At 69.2% G+C, this 18,990-nt stretch carries 8 protein-coding genes; 4 read left to right on the forward strand and 4 right to left on the reverse strand.

Going from position 1 to position 18,990, the window contains the following annotated elements:
* Window positions 1–100: 100 nt before the first annotated feature.
* The 4 genes from KP003_RS21445 to KP003_RS01060 all read right to left on the reverse strand — a co-directional run bounded on the left by KP003_RS21445 (window position 101) and on the right by KP003_RS01060 (window position 5,586).
* On the reverse strand, window positions 101–2,653 hold the full coding sequence (locus KP003_RS21445; protein ID WP_216790225.1) for an ABC transporter permease: 2,553 nt from the start codon (window positions 2,651–2,653) through the stop codon (window positions 101–103).
* Complete coding sequence (locus tag KP003_RS01050) at window positions 2,650–3,339, reverse strand: ABC transporter ATP-binding protein (protein ID WP_216790227.1); 690 nt, start codon at window positions 3,337–3,339, stop codon at window positions 2,650–2,652. Before KP003_RS01050 ends, KP003_RS21445 begins: the two co-directional genes overlap by 4 nt.
* Before the next feature lie 200 nt (window positions 3,340–3,539).
* Entirely contained in the window at window positions 3,540–4,979 is a 1,440-nt protein-coding gene (locus KP003_RS01055; protein ID WP_217300230.1) for an ABC1 kinase family protein, read from the reverse strand.
* Window positions 4,969–5,586, reverse strand: a complete 618-nt coding sequence (locus tag KP003_RS01060) for a TetR/AcrR family transcriptional regulator (RefSeq protein ID WP_216499149.1) — start codon at window positions 5,584–5,586, stop codon at window positions 4,969–4,971. Before KP003_RS01060 ends, KP003_RS01055 begins: the two co-directional genes overlap by 11 nt.
* A gap of 309 nt (window positions 5,587–5,895) precedes the next feature.
* Here KP003_RS01060 and KP003_RS01065 point away from each other — a divergent pair, with 309 nt between their 5' ends.
* The 4 genes from KP003_RS01065 (at window position 5,896) to KP003_RS01080 (ending at window position 18,988) form a co-directional block, all read left to right on the forward strand.
* Window positions 5,896–6,318, forward strand: coding sequence for a cytochrome c3 family protein (locus KP003_RS01065; RefSeq protein ID WP_216499148.1), 423 nt, complete (start codon window positions 5,896–5,898; stop codon window positions 6,316–6,318).
* Between the two features lie 85 nt (window positions 6,319–6,403).
* Complete coding sequence (locus KP003_RS01070) at window positions 6,404–10,021, forward strand: hypothetical protein (RefSeq protein WP_216499147.1); 3,618 nt, start codon at window positions 6,404–6,406, stop codon at window positions 10,019–10,021.
* A gap of 151 nt (window positions 10,022–10,172) precedes the next feature.
* Complete coding sequence (locus KP003_RS01075; RefSeq protein ID WP_239027588.1) at window positions 10,173–10,742, forward strand: DUF1318 domain-containing protein; 570 nt, start codon at window positions 10,173–10,175, stop codon at window positions 10,740–10,742.
* Complete coding sequence (locus tag KP003_RS01080) at window positions 10,727–18,988, forward strand: CHAT domain-containing protein (RefSeq protein WP_217300231.1); 8,262 nt, start codon at window positions 10,727–10,729, stop codon at window positions 18,986–18,988. The genes KP003_RS01075 and KP003_RS01080 overlap by 16 nt, the downstream gene beginning before the upstream one ends.
* Window positions 18,989–18,990: the final 2 nt, after the last annotated feature.

Genomic DNA, 18,990 nt, shown 5'->3' on the forward strand with positions numbered 1-18,990 from the left:
GGCCGCAGGCCGGGTGAGGGTGCTGCCACGGGCAAGCTGGTTGCTACTGCCGGCGCCCTCACCCCGCCCCTCTCCCGGGGGGAGAGGGAGGATGCGGGCTCTACTCGTACTCGATCGCCTCGGTCACCTTGACCCCGGCCGCCTGCCGCGCCGGGATGCCGGCGGCGAGGAAGGAGACCAAGGGGAGGGCAACGAGCAGCTGCCCCAGCACCTCCCAGGGGTAGTGGTGCGGCATGGCCCAGCCGGTGAACGCCCTGGCCACCGGCCCCTCCATGAAGGAAGCGAACAGGTTCCCCGCGGGAAGGGCGAGCATGAGCCCCACCAGGGCGAGCACCAGGGCCTCAAGCACGACGCTGCGGGCGATCTGTCCGGGGAGCGCTCCGAGCGCCTTCAGTATCCCGATCTCCCGGGTCCGCTCCGCCACCGAGATGAGGAGCGAAGTGACGATGCCGAGGAAGGCGACCCCGAGCGCGAGCAACACGGTGATGCGCATGACCGCGTAGAAGGCGTCGATGGCCTTGCCGATCTCGTCCTTGAACTCGCGCTGGGTCGAGATGAGCGCGGGGTACCTGCCGGAGAGCTTGGCGCGGATGGCGTCGCGCACGCGGCCGGGGTCGGTCCCCGGCTTCACCGAGACGTCGTAGATGTCGACCCGGTCGTCCTGCCAGTGCCTGAGGAATACCTTGCGGTCCAGGAACACGGCCCCCTGGTCCGACGAGTAGTCGCGGATCACGGCGGCGATCGGGAACTCCACCATCCCTCCCGGCGTGTTGAGCGGCACCTTGTCGCCGACGCCTAGACCGAAGCGGTCGCGGAAGTTCTCGGTGACTGCGCACATCTCCTTGTTGATGAGCCCCTCGCGCATGGAGTCGCGGTCCCCCTGGGCGAAGTCGTAGCGCACCCTCTGCATCAGCGTGTCCATCTCCACGGAGCCGACCAGGATCTGCCTGTCGCGGAACTGCGGCCGGATGGCCCGGTAGCTCTCCACGGTGCGCACCCCCGGAAGCGCGAGGATCTCGCCCTTCACCGCGCCGGGGTAGAGGAAGTCGGGACGGGAGAAGTTGGCCGAGGCGCGCACGAAAAGGTCGCAGGTGAGGATGTCGTCCATCCAGCGCTCGATGGTGAGCCTGGTGGAGCCCATGTACCCCCCAAGCCCCAGTACGAAGGTGAGCGAGAGCGCCATGGCCATGATGGTGCCGGAGCTGCGGCGCGGGTTGCCCAGCAGCGCGTCCGAGGAGAGCGGGCCGGCCGAGGGGAACAGGCGGGTGAGCAGCGGGCCGAGGGCGAGCAGCACGGCGCGGGAGAGGGGGCCGATCAGGAGCACGAGCCCGATCCCCCCCAAGAGGAGCACGCAGAGCACCAGCGCGTTCCCCTGGACCGCGCTGCTCAGGGCGAGCGCCGCGGCGCAGGCGACGAGGGCCGCACCCGTGGCGATTCTCGGTCCCACCCGGCGCTGCGCCTTGGCCTGGAAGGCGCCCTTGGCGAAGGCCTCGGTGGGCGAGATGCGCGAGGCGGAGAGGGCAGGCCCCCAGGCGCCGACCAGCGAGGCGACGAGGCCGAGCAGCATGGACTGCAGCATGATGGCGGGGGTGAGGTGCACGATGCCGGAACCGGAGATGCCGTACACCATCTCGGTGCTCTGCCCCATGCTCACCAGGAGCGCCTGGGAAAATGCGGTCCCGGCCAGGCAGCCGAGCGCGCCGCCGAGCAGGCCGATGATGAGAGCTTCGGCCAGGAACAGTAGCTGCACCTGCCGCGGCGTGGCCCCCAGGGCGCGCAGGGTGCCGATGTCGCGGCGCCGCCGGTTCACCGAGACGTTGAAGGCGTTGAAGATGAGGAAGATGCCGATGGAGAGTGCGAAGGCGCTGGAGACGTTGAAGCCGGCGGTGAAGTTCGCCACCAGGCGCTCCATCTGCTCGCCGCGCCGCGCCGGTGTCTCCACGCGGTAGGCCGGGCCGAGCGCCTTTTGCAGCAGCTCGATCCCCTGGGCGACGCTGACACCGTCCTGGAGCCGCACGTCGATCCGGTCGAAGCGCCGCCCCCTGCCGAAGAGCTCCTGGGCTGCGTAGACGTCCACCACCATGAGGTTGCCGCCGAAGGCCTGGGCGAACCCCTTGGGGCTCATCAGGCCGCGCGCGGTCACCTTTCTCACGCCGCTTGGGACCTTGACCGCGAGGGAGGTGCCGGTGGCGAGCCCGGCGCGCTTGGCGAACTCGCGGGTGAAGAGGGCGGAATCGGGCTGGGCCAGGAAAAGAAGCGGGTCGTCCAGGTCGGCGTCGTCCCCCTCGAAGCCGTAGTCGCGCATCTCGCGGTCGCCCAGAAGGTCGACGCCGATCACCATCAGGCTTCCCAGTTCCCCCTTTTTCGGCACCACGATCTGCTCGATCACCGGGGAGGTGGCCCGGATGCCGGGAAGGTTCCTGAGCCTTTCCTGCAGGGCCTCGGGTACGCCCCCCTCCATGGTCACCTGCAGGTGCGCCTTACCCGCGACCCGGTCCACCGTCGAGCCGATGCCGACCACCAGCGCGTCCTGCGCCGTCTTGATCGAGCTGAAGGTGGTGACGCCGACCACCACCCCCAGGAGGGTGAGGATGGTCTTGGCCAGGTGGCGCCGGGCGTAGGAAAGGGAGAGGTGGCGCAGCAGGAACCTCATCGGTCACCTCCCGGGGCGGCTCCGTCGTCCTCGACCCGGCCGTCCCTCAGCCGGATCAGGCGGTCGCAGGCCGAGGCGGCCTCCCGGTCGTGGGTCACCATGACGATGGTGGTGCCGCGCCGGCCGTGGATGGAGCGGAGCAGGGCGAGGATCTCCCTGCCGCGGGCGCTGTCCAGGTTGCCGGTCGGCTCGTCGGCCAGAAGCAGCGGCGCATCGGTGACCAGGGCGCGGGCGATGGCGACGCGCTGGCGCTCGCCGCCGGAGAGCTCGTCGGGGAGGTGGTCGGCGCGGTTTTCCAGGCCGACCTCGGCGAGCACGCGCTCCACCCTGGCCTCCGCCTCTTTCGCGGGGACCCCGGCGAGCCGCAGCGGCAGCGCCACGTTCTGCCTGACCCGCAGGGTGGGCATCAGGTGGTAGGCCTGGAAGATGTAGGAGACGTGGTCGCGCCGGAACAGGGAGCGTCCCTTCTCATTCTGTTTGGCGAGGTCGGTCCCTGCCACCAGCACCTCGCCGGAGCTCGGCACGTCGAGTCCCCCCATCAGGTTCAAAAGGGTCGACTTGCCCGAGCCCGACGGCCCCATGATGGCCACCATCTCGCCGGCGGCGATGGTGAGGGTGATGCCGGCAAGCGCCGTCACCGTCGATTTGCCGTCGTACGATTTCACCACGTCTTTCAGTTGCAGCACGGTTGGTTCCTCCTTCGGAGGGGGCGAAAGATTTTTTCGCCCCTACAGTGTTCGGTTCACGAAAAATGGTCTGCCAGGGAAACTGTAGGGGCGAATAATCATTCGCCCAACCCCACATCCGCTCCCTCACCCCGACCCTCTCCCGGAGGGGGAGGGGGCATCGCGACATGCGCCGTCCTGCCCGATCCCCTGGTCTCAGCTCACTCTGCCACCATGTTGCGCCCGCTTTCCCGCCGGTAGATCTCCTGGAAATCGCAGCGCCCCTTCAAGCGGTATACGACGCCCCGTGCCCCCAGGATGAAACGCGTGGTCCAGATGTGCACCGGCATGCCGCGCATGAACCCCTTGCGCGTCACCCCGACCATGGCGTCCATGCCGCGGCGGAAAAAGTCGGGATCGCCGAAGTCGAACAGGCCGTCCGTAAGCCACGGTTCCAGCTGCCAGCGGATCACCGTCCCGATCAGTTCCAGGCGCTCCCGCCCCATCTGCTCGGCCGAGTCGTAGAGCGAGGACTTCACGATGAGGCGCTCCATCTCCTCCTCGTCCCGGCGCAGCAACGCCTCCTCGACCTCGCACTGGAACTGCCACTCCTCCTCGGTCAACCGCCGCGTGCAGCCGAAGTCGACCAGCCCCAGACGCCCGTCCGGCATGAAGATGTAATTGCCGGGATTGGGGTCGGCGAGGAGGCAGCGGGTGCGGTACAGCGCGCGCAACGTGGCGACGGTCAAAAGGTGGGTGTAGCGGTCGCACAGTTCCTGGGAGGGGTTGCCGGCCAGGAACTCCTCCAGGTGCACCCCCTCCAGGTGTTCCGTGGTCAGCACCCGGCGGGTGGGGTAGTCGGGGTAGACCCGCGGGATGACGATGTCGTCCTCCGGGGTGAAGGAGTTGCCCACCTCCTGCGCGAACCTCGCCTCGGCGAGGTAGTCGGTCTCGGCGAGGAGCACCCTTTCCACCTCGGCCAGCTTCGCGACGACGTTGTCCCAGTCCTCCCCCAGCCGCATCGGCTGCATGAGGAGCCGCAGGTTCTTGAGGTCCGCCTCGATGGTGCGGGCGATACCGGGGTACTGGATCTTCACCGCCACCAGTTCCCCGGAACGGAGGCGGGCGCGGTGCACCTGCCCGAGCGACGCGGCGGCGAAGGCCTCCCGCTCGAAACTCTCGAAGAGCTCGTGCGGCTCCTTGCCGAACTCGTCCAGGAACACCTCGCGCACCATGGCGTAGTGCATCGGGGGAGCCTCGAAATGGAGCGCCGGCAGAAGCCTTGCGAACTCGTCGGGGAGAGCATCCGGGAAGGTGGCCAGCATCTGCCCCAGCTTCATCACCGCCCCGCGCAGGTAGCCCATGGTCCCCAAAAGCTCGAGCGCCGCCTTCAGGTGGGTCTCGCTTTTCAGCCGCTCCCGCTCGTCGGCGTCGGCCCAGCGGCTGCGCAACCAGTAGGCGAGGTAGGCGCAGGTGACCTTCGCCTGCAGCGAGCCGAGGATCCAGAGGCGGGAGAAGGAGGTGGTGGGGGGGCGTCTGGCTGCGACGGATTCGACCAGTTCCGCCAGGCGCCGCCGTGCGGCCTCTTCCTGCTGCGGCATGAGGTCAAGGAGCGAGGCCCGACCCTCGATGCCATGCTTTTGCGGGCGCTCAGCGGGCATGGGGACCTCCCTGCACGTTGCCCGAGATCATCTGCACGAAGGTCCTGATGGCGTAATCGATGAGGGCCCGGGATGCCTCCTGGTTCTCGGAATCGTCGCCGGTCCAGAAGGCGAGGATGCCGAGGTAGAGCGACCAGTAGATGGTGCCGGCGACGTCTTCGCGCGGAGCGGAGAAGCCGTGCCGCTGCATGATCTGCCGCACGCACTCCAGGTGTTCCTGGCGCGCCGTCTCTCCCTCGGGGCAGACGCTTTTGCGCGGGAATGGGCTCAGGGAGCGTTCCAGCACCGGCCCCAGGAAGGGGCGCAGGGGGCGCAGGCGGCGCAGCTCGGTGCCGATCAGCAGGAACAGCTCCTCCTCCAGCGACTCGCTCCCCTCCAGGCGGGTCAGGAATTCCTCCCGTCCCCGCGCCAGCGCCTCGTTCACCATGGTCATGGCCATGGTCTCCTTGCTGGGGAAGTAGTTGAACATGGTGCCGGCGGCGACGCCGGCCGCGAGCGCGATGTCGCGGGTGGTGGTCTGGTCGAAGCCGCGCGCGGCAAAGAGCTCGGCAGCCTTTTCCAGGATCCGGGCCCGGCACAACTGTTTTGCCTGCTCGCTGATACGCATCGTCCGCTCTCCGAGTAAAATGAACGCGCTCACTATAGCAGACGCGCGGCGGCAGTCAATGTAAAAATGAGCGCGCTCACAAAGGTGCCCCTGCCCGCCAGGGATGCCTGCCGCCTGCTTCCTTTCCCTCTCTTGACATCCCTGCGCGCCGGGGCGCCCCAATGAGTCGAATATAATCGCGGCATCGTTGTCTGTCATAGCCGCTGTGCTATGCTTTGCCAGTGAGCTTGAAAATTACCGTCTGATGTCACAATGCCACAAAAAACAGTCAGATACGGAGTTTGATGACCTCTAGTACATAGGTGACTTATGGTCGAGTCAGGGACGGTGCATTTAAGGCTGCAAGCACTGATCGCTACCGCCTTGGGTGGCATGCTCTTCTTCGAGATGGGAGAAGCCAACATATACCATCAGACCGGTGCCAGCCGCATCCTCACCATGGCCGAATGCATGGCTTGCCACTCCAAAGACTCCGCCCGACCGGTTTCCATCTGTCTCGACGATCACTGTCTCTACTCCAACCACCATCCGGTCCTGCGCGGTTATCCCCCTCTCGGCAAAGAGGACAAGTTTGCGCCCGAGTCCGAGCTCTTGGCGGCCGGTTGCGAGCTGGAGGACGGCAAGATCACCTGCCTGTCCTGCCATAACCTGACCCGGCCGGCGCCGCACCTGGTGAAGGATGGCGACGAGCTTTGCTACATCTGCCACAGGTATTTGAGGTCCGGCCTCTGAGGGTCGATCCGGTTTGACTTTAAACGGCGGAGATGGTAACAAAAACTCTTCGAAATTTTCCTCCGTACCCCTGGGACATTGACTGATGCTCCGTCGCCTCCTTGCCTACATCAGTACCCTTCGTGTCAGACGCGTCATTTTCGTGGGCTGCACCTTTGCGCTCTCCGCCCTCCTCCTGCTGGTGCTGTTGGTGGCGTTCCTGCCTGCCCTCCTCTCCACCGACCCGGCGCAGTCCCTGCTGCGGCTGGGGATCTCCAAGGCCCTGAAAAAACCGGTTTCCTGGTCCGACCTCGACGTCTCCTGGTCCGACGGCATCGCCCTCACCGGGCTGGTGCTCGGCGACGGACCACCGCCGCTTCTGCACGCGTCCCTGCAGCAGCTGAAACTCGAACCGGGCCTTTCCCGCGACAAGGGGACCGGGCGCTGGTGCCTGAGCGTCGACCTAAAGGTCAGGACGCTTGAGGCCGAGCTCGCCCCCGGCCCCCCGAAGCCCCCCGAGGCAAAGCCGCTCAAGGATCCGCTGACCCGCATCGCGGAAGGGGTGCAGAAGTTCCAGTCCATGGAGTGGCCGCTGCCGCTCGACCTGCGCCTCTCGGCGGATGCCGCCCCCATGAAGATCCACTACGCCGACCCCGACTCCAAGCGCGACCTGCTCCTGAGCGACTTCACCTTCGGCCTCGCCGTTCCTTCGCTGAGCCGGCTCCCCATCCGTACTTCGTTCTCCGGGAAGGTCGCGGTGGACGAGGGGAAGCCGCAGCCGGTGCGCCTGAGCGCCGAGCTCGCCGACCTGGTCACGGCAGCCTACCGCATCAAGCCCGCGGCCGCCTCCTTCACCGCGCGGGCGGCTCTTCCGGGTGTCGATTTCAGCGCCGTCGGCGGGGTGACCCGTCCCGAGGGGCTCAAGGCCAACCTGGCCCTTTCCCTCCCCGAGCTGGTCCGTCTCGCGGCACCCTTCGCCAGGAAGCCCGTCCCGGAGCTGGGGGGGAAGCTGGCGCTGGACCTGAAGGCGCAGACCGACCGAGCCGGAGACCTGCGCGTGGCGCTCGCCCTGGACGGCGACCGGCTGGCCGTGAGCCGCCTGCCGGGCAAAAGGGGCGGCCTTGGCCCCCTGAACCTGCGTCTGCGCCAAAAACTCGTCAGCAACCACGAGCGCCAGCAGGTGGCCTTCGAGGAGGGGAGCCTGGCGAGCCCCGGGCTGATCGCAGCGTCCTGGCACGCGCTGGTCGACCGCCCCACCGAGAAGTCGCGCAGCGTCGCTGCGGAGCTGGGGCCGCTGCGCCTGGAGCTCGGACGGGCCCGGCAGGTGGCGGCACCCTTTCTCCCCGAGAACCTGCCGGTGCGGGAGCTTGAGGGGACGGTGTCGCTCGTAAGGTTGCAGGTGCGCCTCGAGGGGCCGGCCAACGACGGGACGGTGCGGATCGAGAAATTAGGGGTGGAGCTGCCGCGGCTGCAACTGGCGCTGGCAGGCGGCCCCCTGCAGGGGGAGGGGATCGCCCTCTCGCTGGACCAGGGGGTGATTCCCCTGAAAAAGATGAAGCCGGTGCGGGTGGCGGCCGACCTGTCCTATACGGGGCGCCGGCTGGACCTGGCCGGCAAGAAGCCGGTGCGGGTGGACGGGATGAAGGGGGGGGTGAAGCTCGCCCTGACCGCGATCGATCTGAAGGGGAAGCGCGCCCTGGCCGACGTCAGGCAGACGCTGGAGCTGGAGCGGGCCGGGGTGGGGAGCGAGCTGGCGCTGGAGCAGGTGCGGGAGGAGCTGGAGCTGAAGGCGCGCACCTTCAGCGGCGGTGCCCTCGATCTCGCGCTGCCGCTGTTGCAGCTTTCCGCCCGGACCGTGCAGGCGAACCAGCAGGGGAAGCGGGTGACGCTGCAACCGTTCAGCGCGCGCCTCGCCGCCCAAGGGGTGCACCTGCCGCCCAAGGGGGGGGGGAGCCCGACCGTGCAGCACGCCACCTGCTCGCTTGCGGCGTCCGATGCCCTCTCGCTCGATGCCGAAGCGGCCCTTACCGGGCAGGGGCGGCAGCTCGCCGCCAGCAAGGGGAATCTGCGCCTGGACCTGCGCCGCCTCATGCCGGTCGCGCGCCCGTTCCTTCCCGCCGGTTTCGATGCCGCCGGCCTGGCCTCCTCCTCCTGGGACTTCGCGGCGCCGCTGCCGTTAGCCCCGCTCCCCAGGGAGGAGAACCCGTTGCGCAAGGCGAAGGGAAGCCTCGCTTTGCTGGAGCGGGCCGAACTGGCGCTCGAGTTGACCGACCTGGAGCTTCGTGTCCCCGCCCCCCGGGGGAGCTACCGGGTGCAGGGGCTCACCACGGCGCCGAAACTGCGCCTGTCCCTGCCGCGTCCGGGAGAGCCGCTTGCCATGGACGGCGGCTTCCGTTTCGCGTCGATCACCGGCCTCTCGGGCACGGCGGGAACGCTGCCGCTGCAGTCCGGGACGCTCACGCTGCAGGGGGAGCTGGCGGGGTGGAAGGAGCTCCGGCTGACCCAAGAGCTGAAGGTCGCCTCGCTGGGGCTGTCCCAGATCGCCGACCTCACCGTCGGGCGGATCGATGCCCTCCTCGAGGACCCGGGAGGGAAGTTCGACGCGGCCACCCTGTTGCGGCGCCTGGACGCCACCATGTTCGCCCACCTGGAGGGGAACTTCCCGCCCGAGGCGAAGCAGGTGCTGGCGGGGTGGCGACTGGCGGGGAACCTCTCCGCTGGGGCGCGTGTCGACCTCACCGCCGCGCGCGAGCTGAGGGTGCGGGGGTACGGCAAGTGCCGCGACTTCGGGGTGGCGGACGGCAAGGGGGTGGCGGCGAGCGGCGTCAGGGCGGACCTCGTGCTGGATCGCAGCTACGCGCTGGCCCAATCGCAGGGGAAGGGGGAGGAGTGGGTACCACTCTCGGCGGGGCTGGTGCGACCGGCGCCGGTAGCACCCCTGGGAGCGCCCAACTCGGACCTGTCGGCGCGCATCTACGAGGACCTGAGGGGGCTCATGGGGGGACCGCGCAAGATCAGTGTCCGCAGCGCCTCCTTCAAGTCCGGCGCCGTTCCCATCGATGCCAGCGCCCTGGAGGCGGACCTGCTCCTCGAGCCCGAGGCGCTGGGGGTCAGCTTCTTCCAGGCCGAGGTGGGAGGGGGGACGGTGCGGGCGCGCGGCATGATCGATCTCTCCCGCGATGTCCCGGTCCTCACCACCTACTGCTACTTCTCCCGCCTCGACCCGGTGCTCCTCTTCCCGGCGGCGGGGGGGGAGCGTCCCGGCGGGGAAGGGGAACTGACCGGCGAGCTGAGCCTCTCCGCGCCCCTTGCCACCGAACAGCGCGCGCTCCTGGAAGGGATGCGCCTGAACCTGAACCTGCGCCGTTTCAGCTCGCGCATCCTGGACCGCGCCCTCTTCGCGCTCGATCCGTACCAGCGTAACGAGAAGATCGTGGCGCAGCGCAAGTCACTGCAGGTTGCCGACCTGAAAGGGTTGCGGGTGAGCGCCGTCGACGGCGCCCTCGACTGCGAGGGGGAGGTGGTGGTGAAGGGAGTCGACGTGGCCATCCCGAGGATCGAGCGCCTGCGCATCTCGGAACTCCCCATCCAGAACGAACTGAAGCGGCTGCTCGTCGCCATCGCCTCGTCCAGGACCCTTTTGGACCTGGTCCGTTCCGACACGCTGGTCATCGATGAAAAAGGTAAGCCGTCTCTGAAAAGGAGGAGCAATGCCAAGGACTAAAACAGGTTCTACGTTCTGTGTTCTACGTTCTACGTTGAACCTTCAAAACCGTTCACCGTTCGACGTTCGACGTTGGTCGACCCCGTTGTCCATCGTCGATTGTCAATTGTCGATTCGCCCCCTCCTCCTGGCTCCCGCAAAGTTGGCGGTCGTGGTTTTGCTGCTGGCGTCAAGTTACGGCTGCACTCTCGCCAAGGTCGACGTCAACGTGGCGAGCGAGCGGACCTCGCTGGAAAACCAGGTACTGGGAACCTACAACGCGCTTTCCGAGGACGTGCTCCTGGTCGCGTCGGTGCGCGGGGTCTCGCCCACCGGCCGGGTGGAAACGCCGCCCAAACATTCGCCGGAACAGCAGGAGGCCGCGCAGGCGCTGGAAAACATCGCCTTCCACGCAGACGACGTCGAGGCCCTGAAACGGCTTGGGTGGGTGGGGGAAAACCTGGAGGGGACCCTGACCGGCTTCCCGCGCGAGGTCCCGGAAAAGGCCCCGGCAGACCTGAAGGCCTTCGCCGGCCGCTTCGGCGAGGGGGAATTCCGCCAGGTGGTGAACGAAGTGAACCGCTCACGCGAGATCCTGATGCTCCGGGTGGTGCAGACCAACGAGAACTTCACGGCGAAGGACCTCCCCGCCATCCGCAAGGTCTTCGCGCGGGTGAACCGCCAGAACAGCGCCCCCGGCACCAAGGTGCAAGAGGATGACGGGAAATGGGTAACCCGATGAACGCCGTCGCCAGAAAGATCACCCTGCTATTGGCCCTCGCCGCGCTCCTCTCCGGGAGGGCGGAAGCGGTGCCGCTGGGCGAGGAGCTGCTCGCTCCGGCAGCGCCGCGCCCGGCCCCGCGCTCGCGCCCGGAAGTGGCGCCGACGCCGGCGGTCTACACCCCGCAGTCCGTGCTCTACGCCACTCGCTCCCGGGACGGTAGGTGGATCGCCACGGTGGAAAAGGGGGACGCGGGGTACGAGCTCTGGCTGCACCCGGCCGGCAACGTGGCGGAACTGCCGCGCCTTTTGTCCAAGAGCCCCGTGCGCATCTCCGCTCCCGCCTTCAACGCGGCGGGGACGCAACTCGCCTACGCCGACGAGCGCGACGACCTGAAGGGGGACATCTGGCTCCTCGACCTGGCCAGAGCGGGCGCCGAGCCGCGCCGGCTCACCGGCAACGACGCAGGCGAAGACGCACCGGGCTTCTCCCCCGACGGGAGCGCCCTCTATTACCAGCGCCAGCTCCCCGGCGCCGAGCGCCGCGACCTGGTGCGCCTGGAACTGGGCACAGGCAAGGGGGAAGTTCTCCCCATCGGCATCGACGCGGCCTTCGCGGCGGCATCCCCCGACGGCAACCGGATCGCCTTCGTCTCCCGCGACAAGGATCCGGGGGGGGACCTCTGGCTCTGGGAGAAAGGAGGGCGCCTGACCCAGCTCACCACCGGCGCCGAGCGCGACCTCTACCCGGTCTGGCAGGACGGCGAGACCCTCCTCTTCACCCGCTTCGCTCCCCCGACCGGGGATGCGGCGGACGGGCCCGACGGGGGAGCGGTGTTCCGGCTGCAACTAAAGCGCGATGGAAGCCACGGTTTCCCGGCCGCCTTCCCGCTCACCTCCGGCCTTCTCTCCACCGCGGCCCCGGTCCCGGCCGGGGACCGGGTGCTCTTCGTGGCGGGCGCGGCGGCGGGGGGGCAGGTGCTGTCGCTGCCGGTTTCGGGGGAGGTCCCCGACCAGGCGGACCCCGCCGGTCAATGGCAGGTGGCCCGGGTGATCCTGGAGCGCCAGCCGGCGGACCCGGCCACGGCACGGCTCGCCTGCCTGCGCGTGCTGGCGCGGGAGGAGGCGCCTACGCGGGAAGGGGCGCTGGCCTCGCTGGCCCTCGCCGGGCTCATGGAGCAGGGCGGCGAGCGCAGCCAGGCCCAGGATCGCTACGCCGAGGCCGCGCACCGCTACACAACCTTCCCGGAATCGTCGCTTGCCGCGATCGCGCGGCTGCGGCTGGAGGCGGAGAGCCGCTGCGAAGAGGTGGTGGTCGCCGGACGCCGCAAGACGGTGATCGCCGAGGCCCAGCAAGAGATGCTGCGGGCGGCGCAAGGCAAGGGGAGCGACGCGACGGCCCGGGCCCTCGTGGACGGCGCCCGGCTCCAGGCGGAATACGGCTCCGGCGCGGAAGACCAGTTGGCCGCCATCGCCCGCTTCGAGAAGGCACTCGCCGAAACCTCCGCCGCTCCTGAGATCCTGGCCGAGGCCGCCTACCGCCGTGCGAGGCTTTTGGCCCGGATCGAGGGGGGGGAGGGATCGGTCGCGGCCCTGGTCGAGGTGGCCAAGAAATACGACCGGCAGGAGCAGTGGGCCGAGGCAGCGATCGCCGAGATCCTGGACCAGCTGACGGCGAAAAACGCCGACGCGCGCGAGCGCCTGGCGGCCCTGGCCGAGCAGTACCGCGCCAACCTGCCGCGTCTGGCCATGGGGGCCTGGAATCGGGTCGGCGACCTCGCTTACCGCGGGGGCGACTGGGTGCGCGCCAAGGACGCCTACCGCACCGTGCTGGAGCAGTTCCCCGCGATCGCCACACCGACCGCCGCGGCCCGCTTCGCGCTGGCCGAGATCCTCTACCGCGAGGAGCGTTACGGCGAGGCGACGGCACTCTATGAAAAGGAGATGGGTGAGCATCCCGAGGATGCGCCGCTGTACCAGCTCGCCCGCGCCGCCTACCTGAGAAAGAGCCTCGCCGCCGGCGAGAGCCTGTACCGCCTGGGTGAGGTCTCCGCCGCCCGCGCCGCCTTCCTGGACCTGATCCGCTACGAGGGGAAGAGCCTCGAGGCGCACCGCGGCTACATAAAGTCCGTGGCCGCCCAGGGGCAGGCCCGGGAGCTCCTGGAGCTGTACAAGAAGATGCTGCAATCCTACCCGGAGGACCCGGTGCTCCTCTACGGCGCGGGGTTCTGCTACACCTACCTCCCGGGGAAGGAATCCCTCAAGGAGGGGGACCGCCTGATCGCCCGCGCCGCCGAGCGGCTGCCCGGCTCCGAGTACCCATTCCAGACCCGCGGCTACATCGCGGAGGTGTTGGAGACGGTGCACGGCGAGCGGGGGGGGCTGGAGCGGGCCTTGAACCTCTACCGCCGCGCCAAGCTTTTGAACCATCCCCAGGAAAACCCGGAGAACAGCGCGAACCTCTCCCTCAACATCGGCAACATCGCGTACCTGCTGGGGCGCAACGCCACGGCCTGGAGCTTCTACAGCCAGCGCCTCGCCGCCAAGGTCCCCTTCGACAACGTCGACACCGAGCTTCTCTTCGAGCAGCGCTACGGCGCCGTCGCCTTCCAGGTGGGGGAGAAGCAGGCCGCCATCGACGGCTACGGCCGGGCGCTCAAGCTGGCCGAGTCGCGCCTGGAGCCGGCGCGTGCCCTGGAGCAGTTCGGGCGCCTGACCCGCCGGGTCAACGAGCGTCTCTTCGCCGGGCAGAAGCTCTCTCCCCAGCAGGAGCAGTGGCTCGCAGGGCAGCAGGCGATCAATGCGGAGCTGGAACTGCTCGGCGCGGACCGGGTGGAAGCGCCCCCGGCAGCGGGGTGGCGGAAGTTCGAGGAGGCACTGAGGGGCCTCCTGGTGCGGCAGCGTAAGCTCTCCGCCGAGGCCTGCGCGGGAGTGCCGCAGGGGGAGAAGTACCTCCTGGAGCTGAACGCGATGGCGAGCGCGGTGGAGCGCGAGCTGGACAACGTGCCGCGCCTGGTGGAGACCGGGGCGGAGCTGCACGACCGGCTGGGCCTTGCCAACTTCGACGCGGAGCGCTTCGAGCAGGCCTTGGCCCATTTCGACCAGGCCTACCGGCTGAACCGGGCGCTCGGGCGCCATGCCAACCTGGCGGCGAACCGCCGCTCGGCGAGCATCTCCGCCTACCGCCAGGCCGAGACCGCCTCCGGTGCGGAACGGCAGAGGCTCCTGGCGCTCTCCCGGGACGGGTTCACCGAGGTGCTGGCGCTTTTGGACCAGTACCCACCCGAGAAGAAGAGCGCGCCCAAGCGCGGGGGCGGGCTGATCAACGTGGCCGCCAACGTCGCCCTGGACAAGGGGGGCTCCACCGAGGCCGCCTTCGGCTTCTCGGCGGAGCAGGAAAGGCGCCTGGCGCAGAGCTACCTCGCGCGCATCGCCGCCGACCTGGGCGACAACGCCACGGCGGAGAAGCTCTTCAAGGAGCTGCTCGGGCGCTACCCGGAACGGGTCGAAAAGCTGGCAGAGGGGGACCTCTTCGGGGTGGGGCTCTTGAGCCACCGGGCCGCCCAGCTCGCCTACGCCCGCGGGGACCGTGCCGCGGCCGCCGCGGGGTTCAAGAAGGCGACCGCCGTAGCACTCAGAAACGGCAACGCCGTGGGCGCCATGCTGAACCTGGTCAACTGGGGGATGCTGCTCCCGGAGGACGCCGCGCCGGGCGAGGTGGCGGAATTCCTGGAGTCGCAGGGGACCTGCTCTGCCTTGGCCGACACCTACCGCGACGCGCTTCCGCCGGATGCGGTCGCCCGCTACGGCAACGACGCCGGCGCCATCCTGGCCCGGCTTGCCGCCGGGCGTGCCGACGAGGCCAGCCGGCAGGCGCTGTTGTACAAGGCGGTGGCAGCTTGGGACAAGGTGCTGAAAGCCGGCGCGGCAGTGGGGGGGGCGAATGATTATTCGCCCCTACAGGGACGGCACACCGTGGGGGCGCGCCTGGCGGCGCGCCTGAACCGGGCGGCGACGCTTGTCGCGCTGGGGCTTTCCGAGGCGGCCCAGGCCGGCTACACCGCCGCGCTCGCCGAGGCGCGCGCCGCCGGCAACGACGCCATGGCCTGGCGCGCCCAGGCGGCGCTTGGGGATTACGACGCCGCCCTCAAACTCCTGGACCGGCTTCCCCCCACGGAGTACGACCTGCGGCTCGGCGAGCTTGCCGAGCGCTTCGCACCGCGCATCGAGGCGCTGACCGCCAAGGACCCGGAGCAGGGGTTCGCCCTGGTGGAGCGGCTCTCCGAGCTGGAGCGGGTGCAGATCCTGGGACGGAGCCTCTTGGGCGTCGACGACGGCGCCACCGTCGAACTCCTGCGCAAGGGCGCGCCGCACCTGGCGGAACTGGACCGCGTGAGCGCCGCGCTCGGGAAGGCCGCGCCCGAGGACGCCGCCTATCTGAAGCTGCGCGCGCAGCAGGAGCAGACGGTCCTCGACGGGGTACTGGGCAAGAAGCTGGAGCTCCTTCCCCCCTACTACGCAGTTGCCGGCCCCGGCGCGCTCCGGCTGGCCGCCTCGTCGGCCGCGCTCTCGGGCGGCAGCGCCGGTGAAAGGGAACGTTTCGCGGCGCTCCTGGCCTCGTTCCGCAAGGAGTGCGCTTCCGGCAAAGGGGCCAAGCTCTGCCAGGCCCTGGCGCCGCAGCCCGCCGAGGCGATCGACGTCATGGAGCGGCTTGCCGGGCGTCCCGTGCTGCGCCTCGTACCGCTTCCGGGCGACCGCTTTCTCGTCTTTGCCTTCGACGGCAAGGACGGCTTCAAGGCGGAAACGCTGCCGCGCTCGGCGGTCGCGCCCCGGCTGAACGACCCCGCCCTGGTCGCCCTCTACGAAAGGCCCGAACAGTTCGCCTCCGCGAACGTCCTCAGCTGGGGGGTGAGCGCGAGCCAGCTCCTGAAGAGCGTGGCGCAGCGCCGCCCGCTGCGGACCCAGGTGCTGGACCCGGCGGGGGTGTGGCCGACCCTGGCGCCTTTCACGAAGCTCCCGGCCGACGCACTGCCGGCCCGTCTTCCCGACGCCCACACCCTGGCACTTCCTGCCGCCGCCGGGCTCCTCCCCACGGTGCCGAACCGGCCCGGGGACGGGGGGACCCTCAGTGCTGCCTGGGAGGATGCCGGCGGGGTGCGTCGCGACCTGGTGCAGCTTGCCGACGGCGAGTCGGTGTCGCTGCTCCTGGCCCCCAGGGGGGGAGCGGGAGAGGCCTGGTACCTCGGGCAGCTGGCAACCCTCGTCGGGGTGCCGAGCCTCCTCTTGTCCGACCGACCCGCCGACCTGACCCCGTTCGCGAAGAGCTACGCTCTTCGTTCGCTCGCCCAGGCGCGGCGGGAGCTTCCCGCAGGTTGGCTCCTCATCGGCGACTGGGGGGGCGACGCCGGGGAGAGCGCCCTCCTCGCCAAGAAGCTCTTCAACGACTACGTAAAAAGAGCGGTGCAGGCGCACAACGACGGGCGCTACGCCCAGGCCCTGGCCCTATTCGACAACGCCCTGGTGGTCGCCGATGCCACCCCGGAGCTCGCCAAGAACCGCGCCGCGCTGCACCGCCACGCACGGGAGAGCGCCTTCGGCGCCGGGCTCACGGAACGCGCCGTGGCCCATGCCGAACTGCTGGTGCAGCGGCTGGCCAAGGAAAAGCCGTACTCCGCCGAGCACGCCGATGCCCTGTTGCGGCTGGGGCTTTTGCAGGGGCGCCTGGAGCACTTCAAGGAGGCGACGGCGGCGCTCAAGGAAGGGGTCTCCATCTTCGCCGACCTCGGGCTCGCCAAGGACCAGGCCGCCGCCCTTTCCGATTTTGGGGTGGTCATGGAGAACGCGGTCGATTATCCCGCCGCGCGCTCTCTCTTCGAGGAGGCGGCCGGGTTGCGCGCCCAGTTGAAAGACGAGCTGAACCTGGCCGACCAGTACCGCAACCTCGGGCGCATCTTCGACCTGCGCCTGAACCAGTTCGCCGTCGCCGAGCGCTACTACCAAAAGGCACAGGAGCTCTACGCGAAAAACGGCAACCAGGCCCTGGAGGCCGAGACCATCCTGGAGCGGGGTCGCTGCCAGCGCCTTTTGGGGAACTTCCCGAGCGCCGATGCCCTGTACCGCGAGGCCCTGGCCAAGGTGGGGAGTTCCGAGCTGAAGACCCGCATGCGCATCGTGCTGGAGCAGGGGAACAACGCCTGGTTCCAGGGGCGCTACCAGGAGGCCTTCGACCTGCGCGAGCAGGTGGAAAAGGCGGCGCTCAAGGAGAGCTGGGCGCTGGAGCAGGTGATGGCCAAGAACACCGGCGGCCTGATCTGGTGGACCCTGGGGGACAACAGGCGCGCCCTGGTCGAGCTGAAACAGGCCCTGGAGCTGGCCGGCAAGCTCGAGGTGCGCCGCGACGAGAGCGCCACCACGCTGAACAACATCGGGCTCGTGCGGCGCGAGTCGGGCGACTACCAGGGTGCGCTGGAGAGCCTGGGGCAGGCCCTCTCCATCGACCGGGCCCTCGGCTCGCGCTGGGCCATCGCCTACGACCTGAGGAACCTGGGGCAGACCCGGCTCAAGATGGGGGACCCGGCGGGCGCGCTGAAACTGCTCGCCGAGGCGGCGGGACTTGCCGAAGCCATCGGCGACAAGGTGAACCAGGCCAAGATCCACCTGGCCCTGGGGGACGCCCGGGCCCGCAGCAACATGAACGCCCCTGCGGCGGAAAGCTACACGAAAGCGCTGGAGCTCGCCGACGCCATGCTGCTCAGGGAGGTGCGCTGGCGCGCCCTGCTCGGCCTGGCGCGGCTCAAAGAACAGGGGGGGGACCGCGAGGGTGCCGTCGCCTCCTACCGCCAGGCGCTGGAGACGGTGGAGGGGCTGCGCGCCGAGATCAGGCTGGACCAGTTGAAAGACGGCTTCCTGGCGGACAAGATGGACGTCTACCAGGGGCTCGTGGGGCTCCTCGTGGACCTCAAGCGCCACGACGAGGCCTTCGCCGTCGCCGAGCGATCCCGGGCCAGGAACCTGATCGACATCCTGGGGCGGCAGCGCCTCTCCCTCTCCGGCGGCGCCGACCAGGACCTCTACGACCGCCAGAACCGGCTGCGCGAGCAAATCCAGGAACAGGAGCAGCTCGCGCAGCAGGCCGCGACCCCTGCCGAGCGCACCATGTACGCGGGGGCGCTGGACAAGCTGCGCGCCGACTACCAGGACCTCCTGCTCGACATCGAGAGGCGCCGTCCGGAGCTTCTGGCGCTGGTGAAGGTGACGCCGGTCACGGCGGCCGAGGTGCAGGCCCTGCTGGAGCCAGGTGTGTCCCTCCTCTCCTACTACCAGCTCCCGGACCGGCTCCTTTGCTGGCGCCTGGAGCGGCAGGGCTCGCGGCTCTTCGTGCTCAAGGTCTCCGCGCGGGAGCTCGCCGACCGGATCGCCACCTACCGGCGCATGCTGCAGAACCTGGAGCCGCTGGAGCAGAACTCCCGGGAGCTGTACCGGCTCCTCCTCTCGGAGCCGCTCTCCGGCATGCCCGAAGGACAGACGATCGGCATCGTGCCGCACGGCAGCCTGCACTACCTCTCCTTCGCCACCCTCTACGACGGCAGGGACTACCTGGTGGACCGGCACACCCTGTTCCACCTCCCGGCCGCCTCGGTGTACCGCCACACCCTGGCCCGGCGCCAGGCACAGAAGAACCTGCGCATCCTGGCCATCGGCAACCCGGACCTCGGCAACGCCGCGCTGGACCTCCCCTTCGCCGAGAAGGAGGCCGGGACGCTGCGCTGGAACTACAGCGACGTGACCACCCTGACCCGGGAGCGGGCCACCGAAAGCTGGGTGCGTGAGAACATCGCCAAGTTCGGTATCATTCATCTCGCCTCGCACGGCGAGTTCGACACGGTCAACCCGCTCTTCTCCTCGATCCGGCTGGCCAAGGACGGCAAGAACGACGGTCGCCTGCAGGCGGAAGAGGTGTTCGGGCTGGACATCAAGGCGGATCTCGTGGTGCTCTCCGCCTGCCAGACCGGCTTGGGGGACGTGAAGAGCGGCGACGACGTGATCGGCATGAACCGCGCATTCCTCTTCGCCGGGACCCACGCCCTGGTCTCCAGCCTGTGGCGCGTTTCCGACGTCTCAAGCGCCATACTGATGAAGCAGTTCTACCGGGACTACGGCCAAAACGACAAGGCCCAGGCGCTGCGCCTGGCCATGTTGCACGTGAGAAACCGCTACCCGCACCCCGGCTACTGGGGGGCCTTCGTCCTCACGGGCGATTACAAGTAAAG

This window comes from Geomonas diazotrophica (assembly GCF_019063885.1).
In the GTDB taxonomy this organism is placed as follows: domain Bacteria; phylum Desulfobacterota; class Desulfuromonadia; order Geobacterales; family Geobacteraceae; genus Geomonas; species Geomonas diazotrophica.

What these genes read in the sequence shown, in the direction of transcription:
- KP003_RS21445 (WP_216790225.1), bottom strand. Translation starts at nt 2,653, where the DNA reads ATGAGGTTCCTGCTGCGCCACCTCTCCCTTTCCTACGCCCGGCGCCAC.
- KP003_RS01055 (WP_217300230.1), bottom strand. Translation starts at nt 4,979, where the DNA reads ATGCCCGCTGAGCGCCCGCAAAAGCATGGCATCGAGGGTCGGGCCTCG.
- KP003_RS01060 (WP_216499149.1), bottom strand. Translation starts at nt 5,586, where the DNA reads ATGCGTATCAGCGAGCAGGCAAAACAGTTGTGCCGGGCCCGGATCCTG.
- KP003_RS01065 (WP_216499148.1), top strand. Translation starts at nt 5,896, where the DNA reads ATGGTCGAGTCAGGGACGGTGCATTTAAGGCTGCAAGCACTGATCGCT.
- KP003_RS01070 (WP_216499147.1), top strand. Translation starts at nt 6,404, where the DNA reads ATGCTCCGTCGCCTCCTTGCCTACATCAGTACCCTTCGTGTCAGACGC.
- KP003_RS01080 (WP_217300231.1), top strand. Translation starts at nt 10,727, where the DNA reads ATGGGTAACCCGATGAACGCCGTCGCCAGAAAGATCACCCTGCTATTG.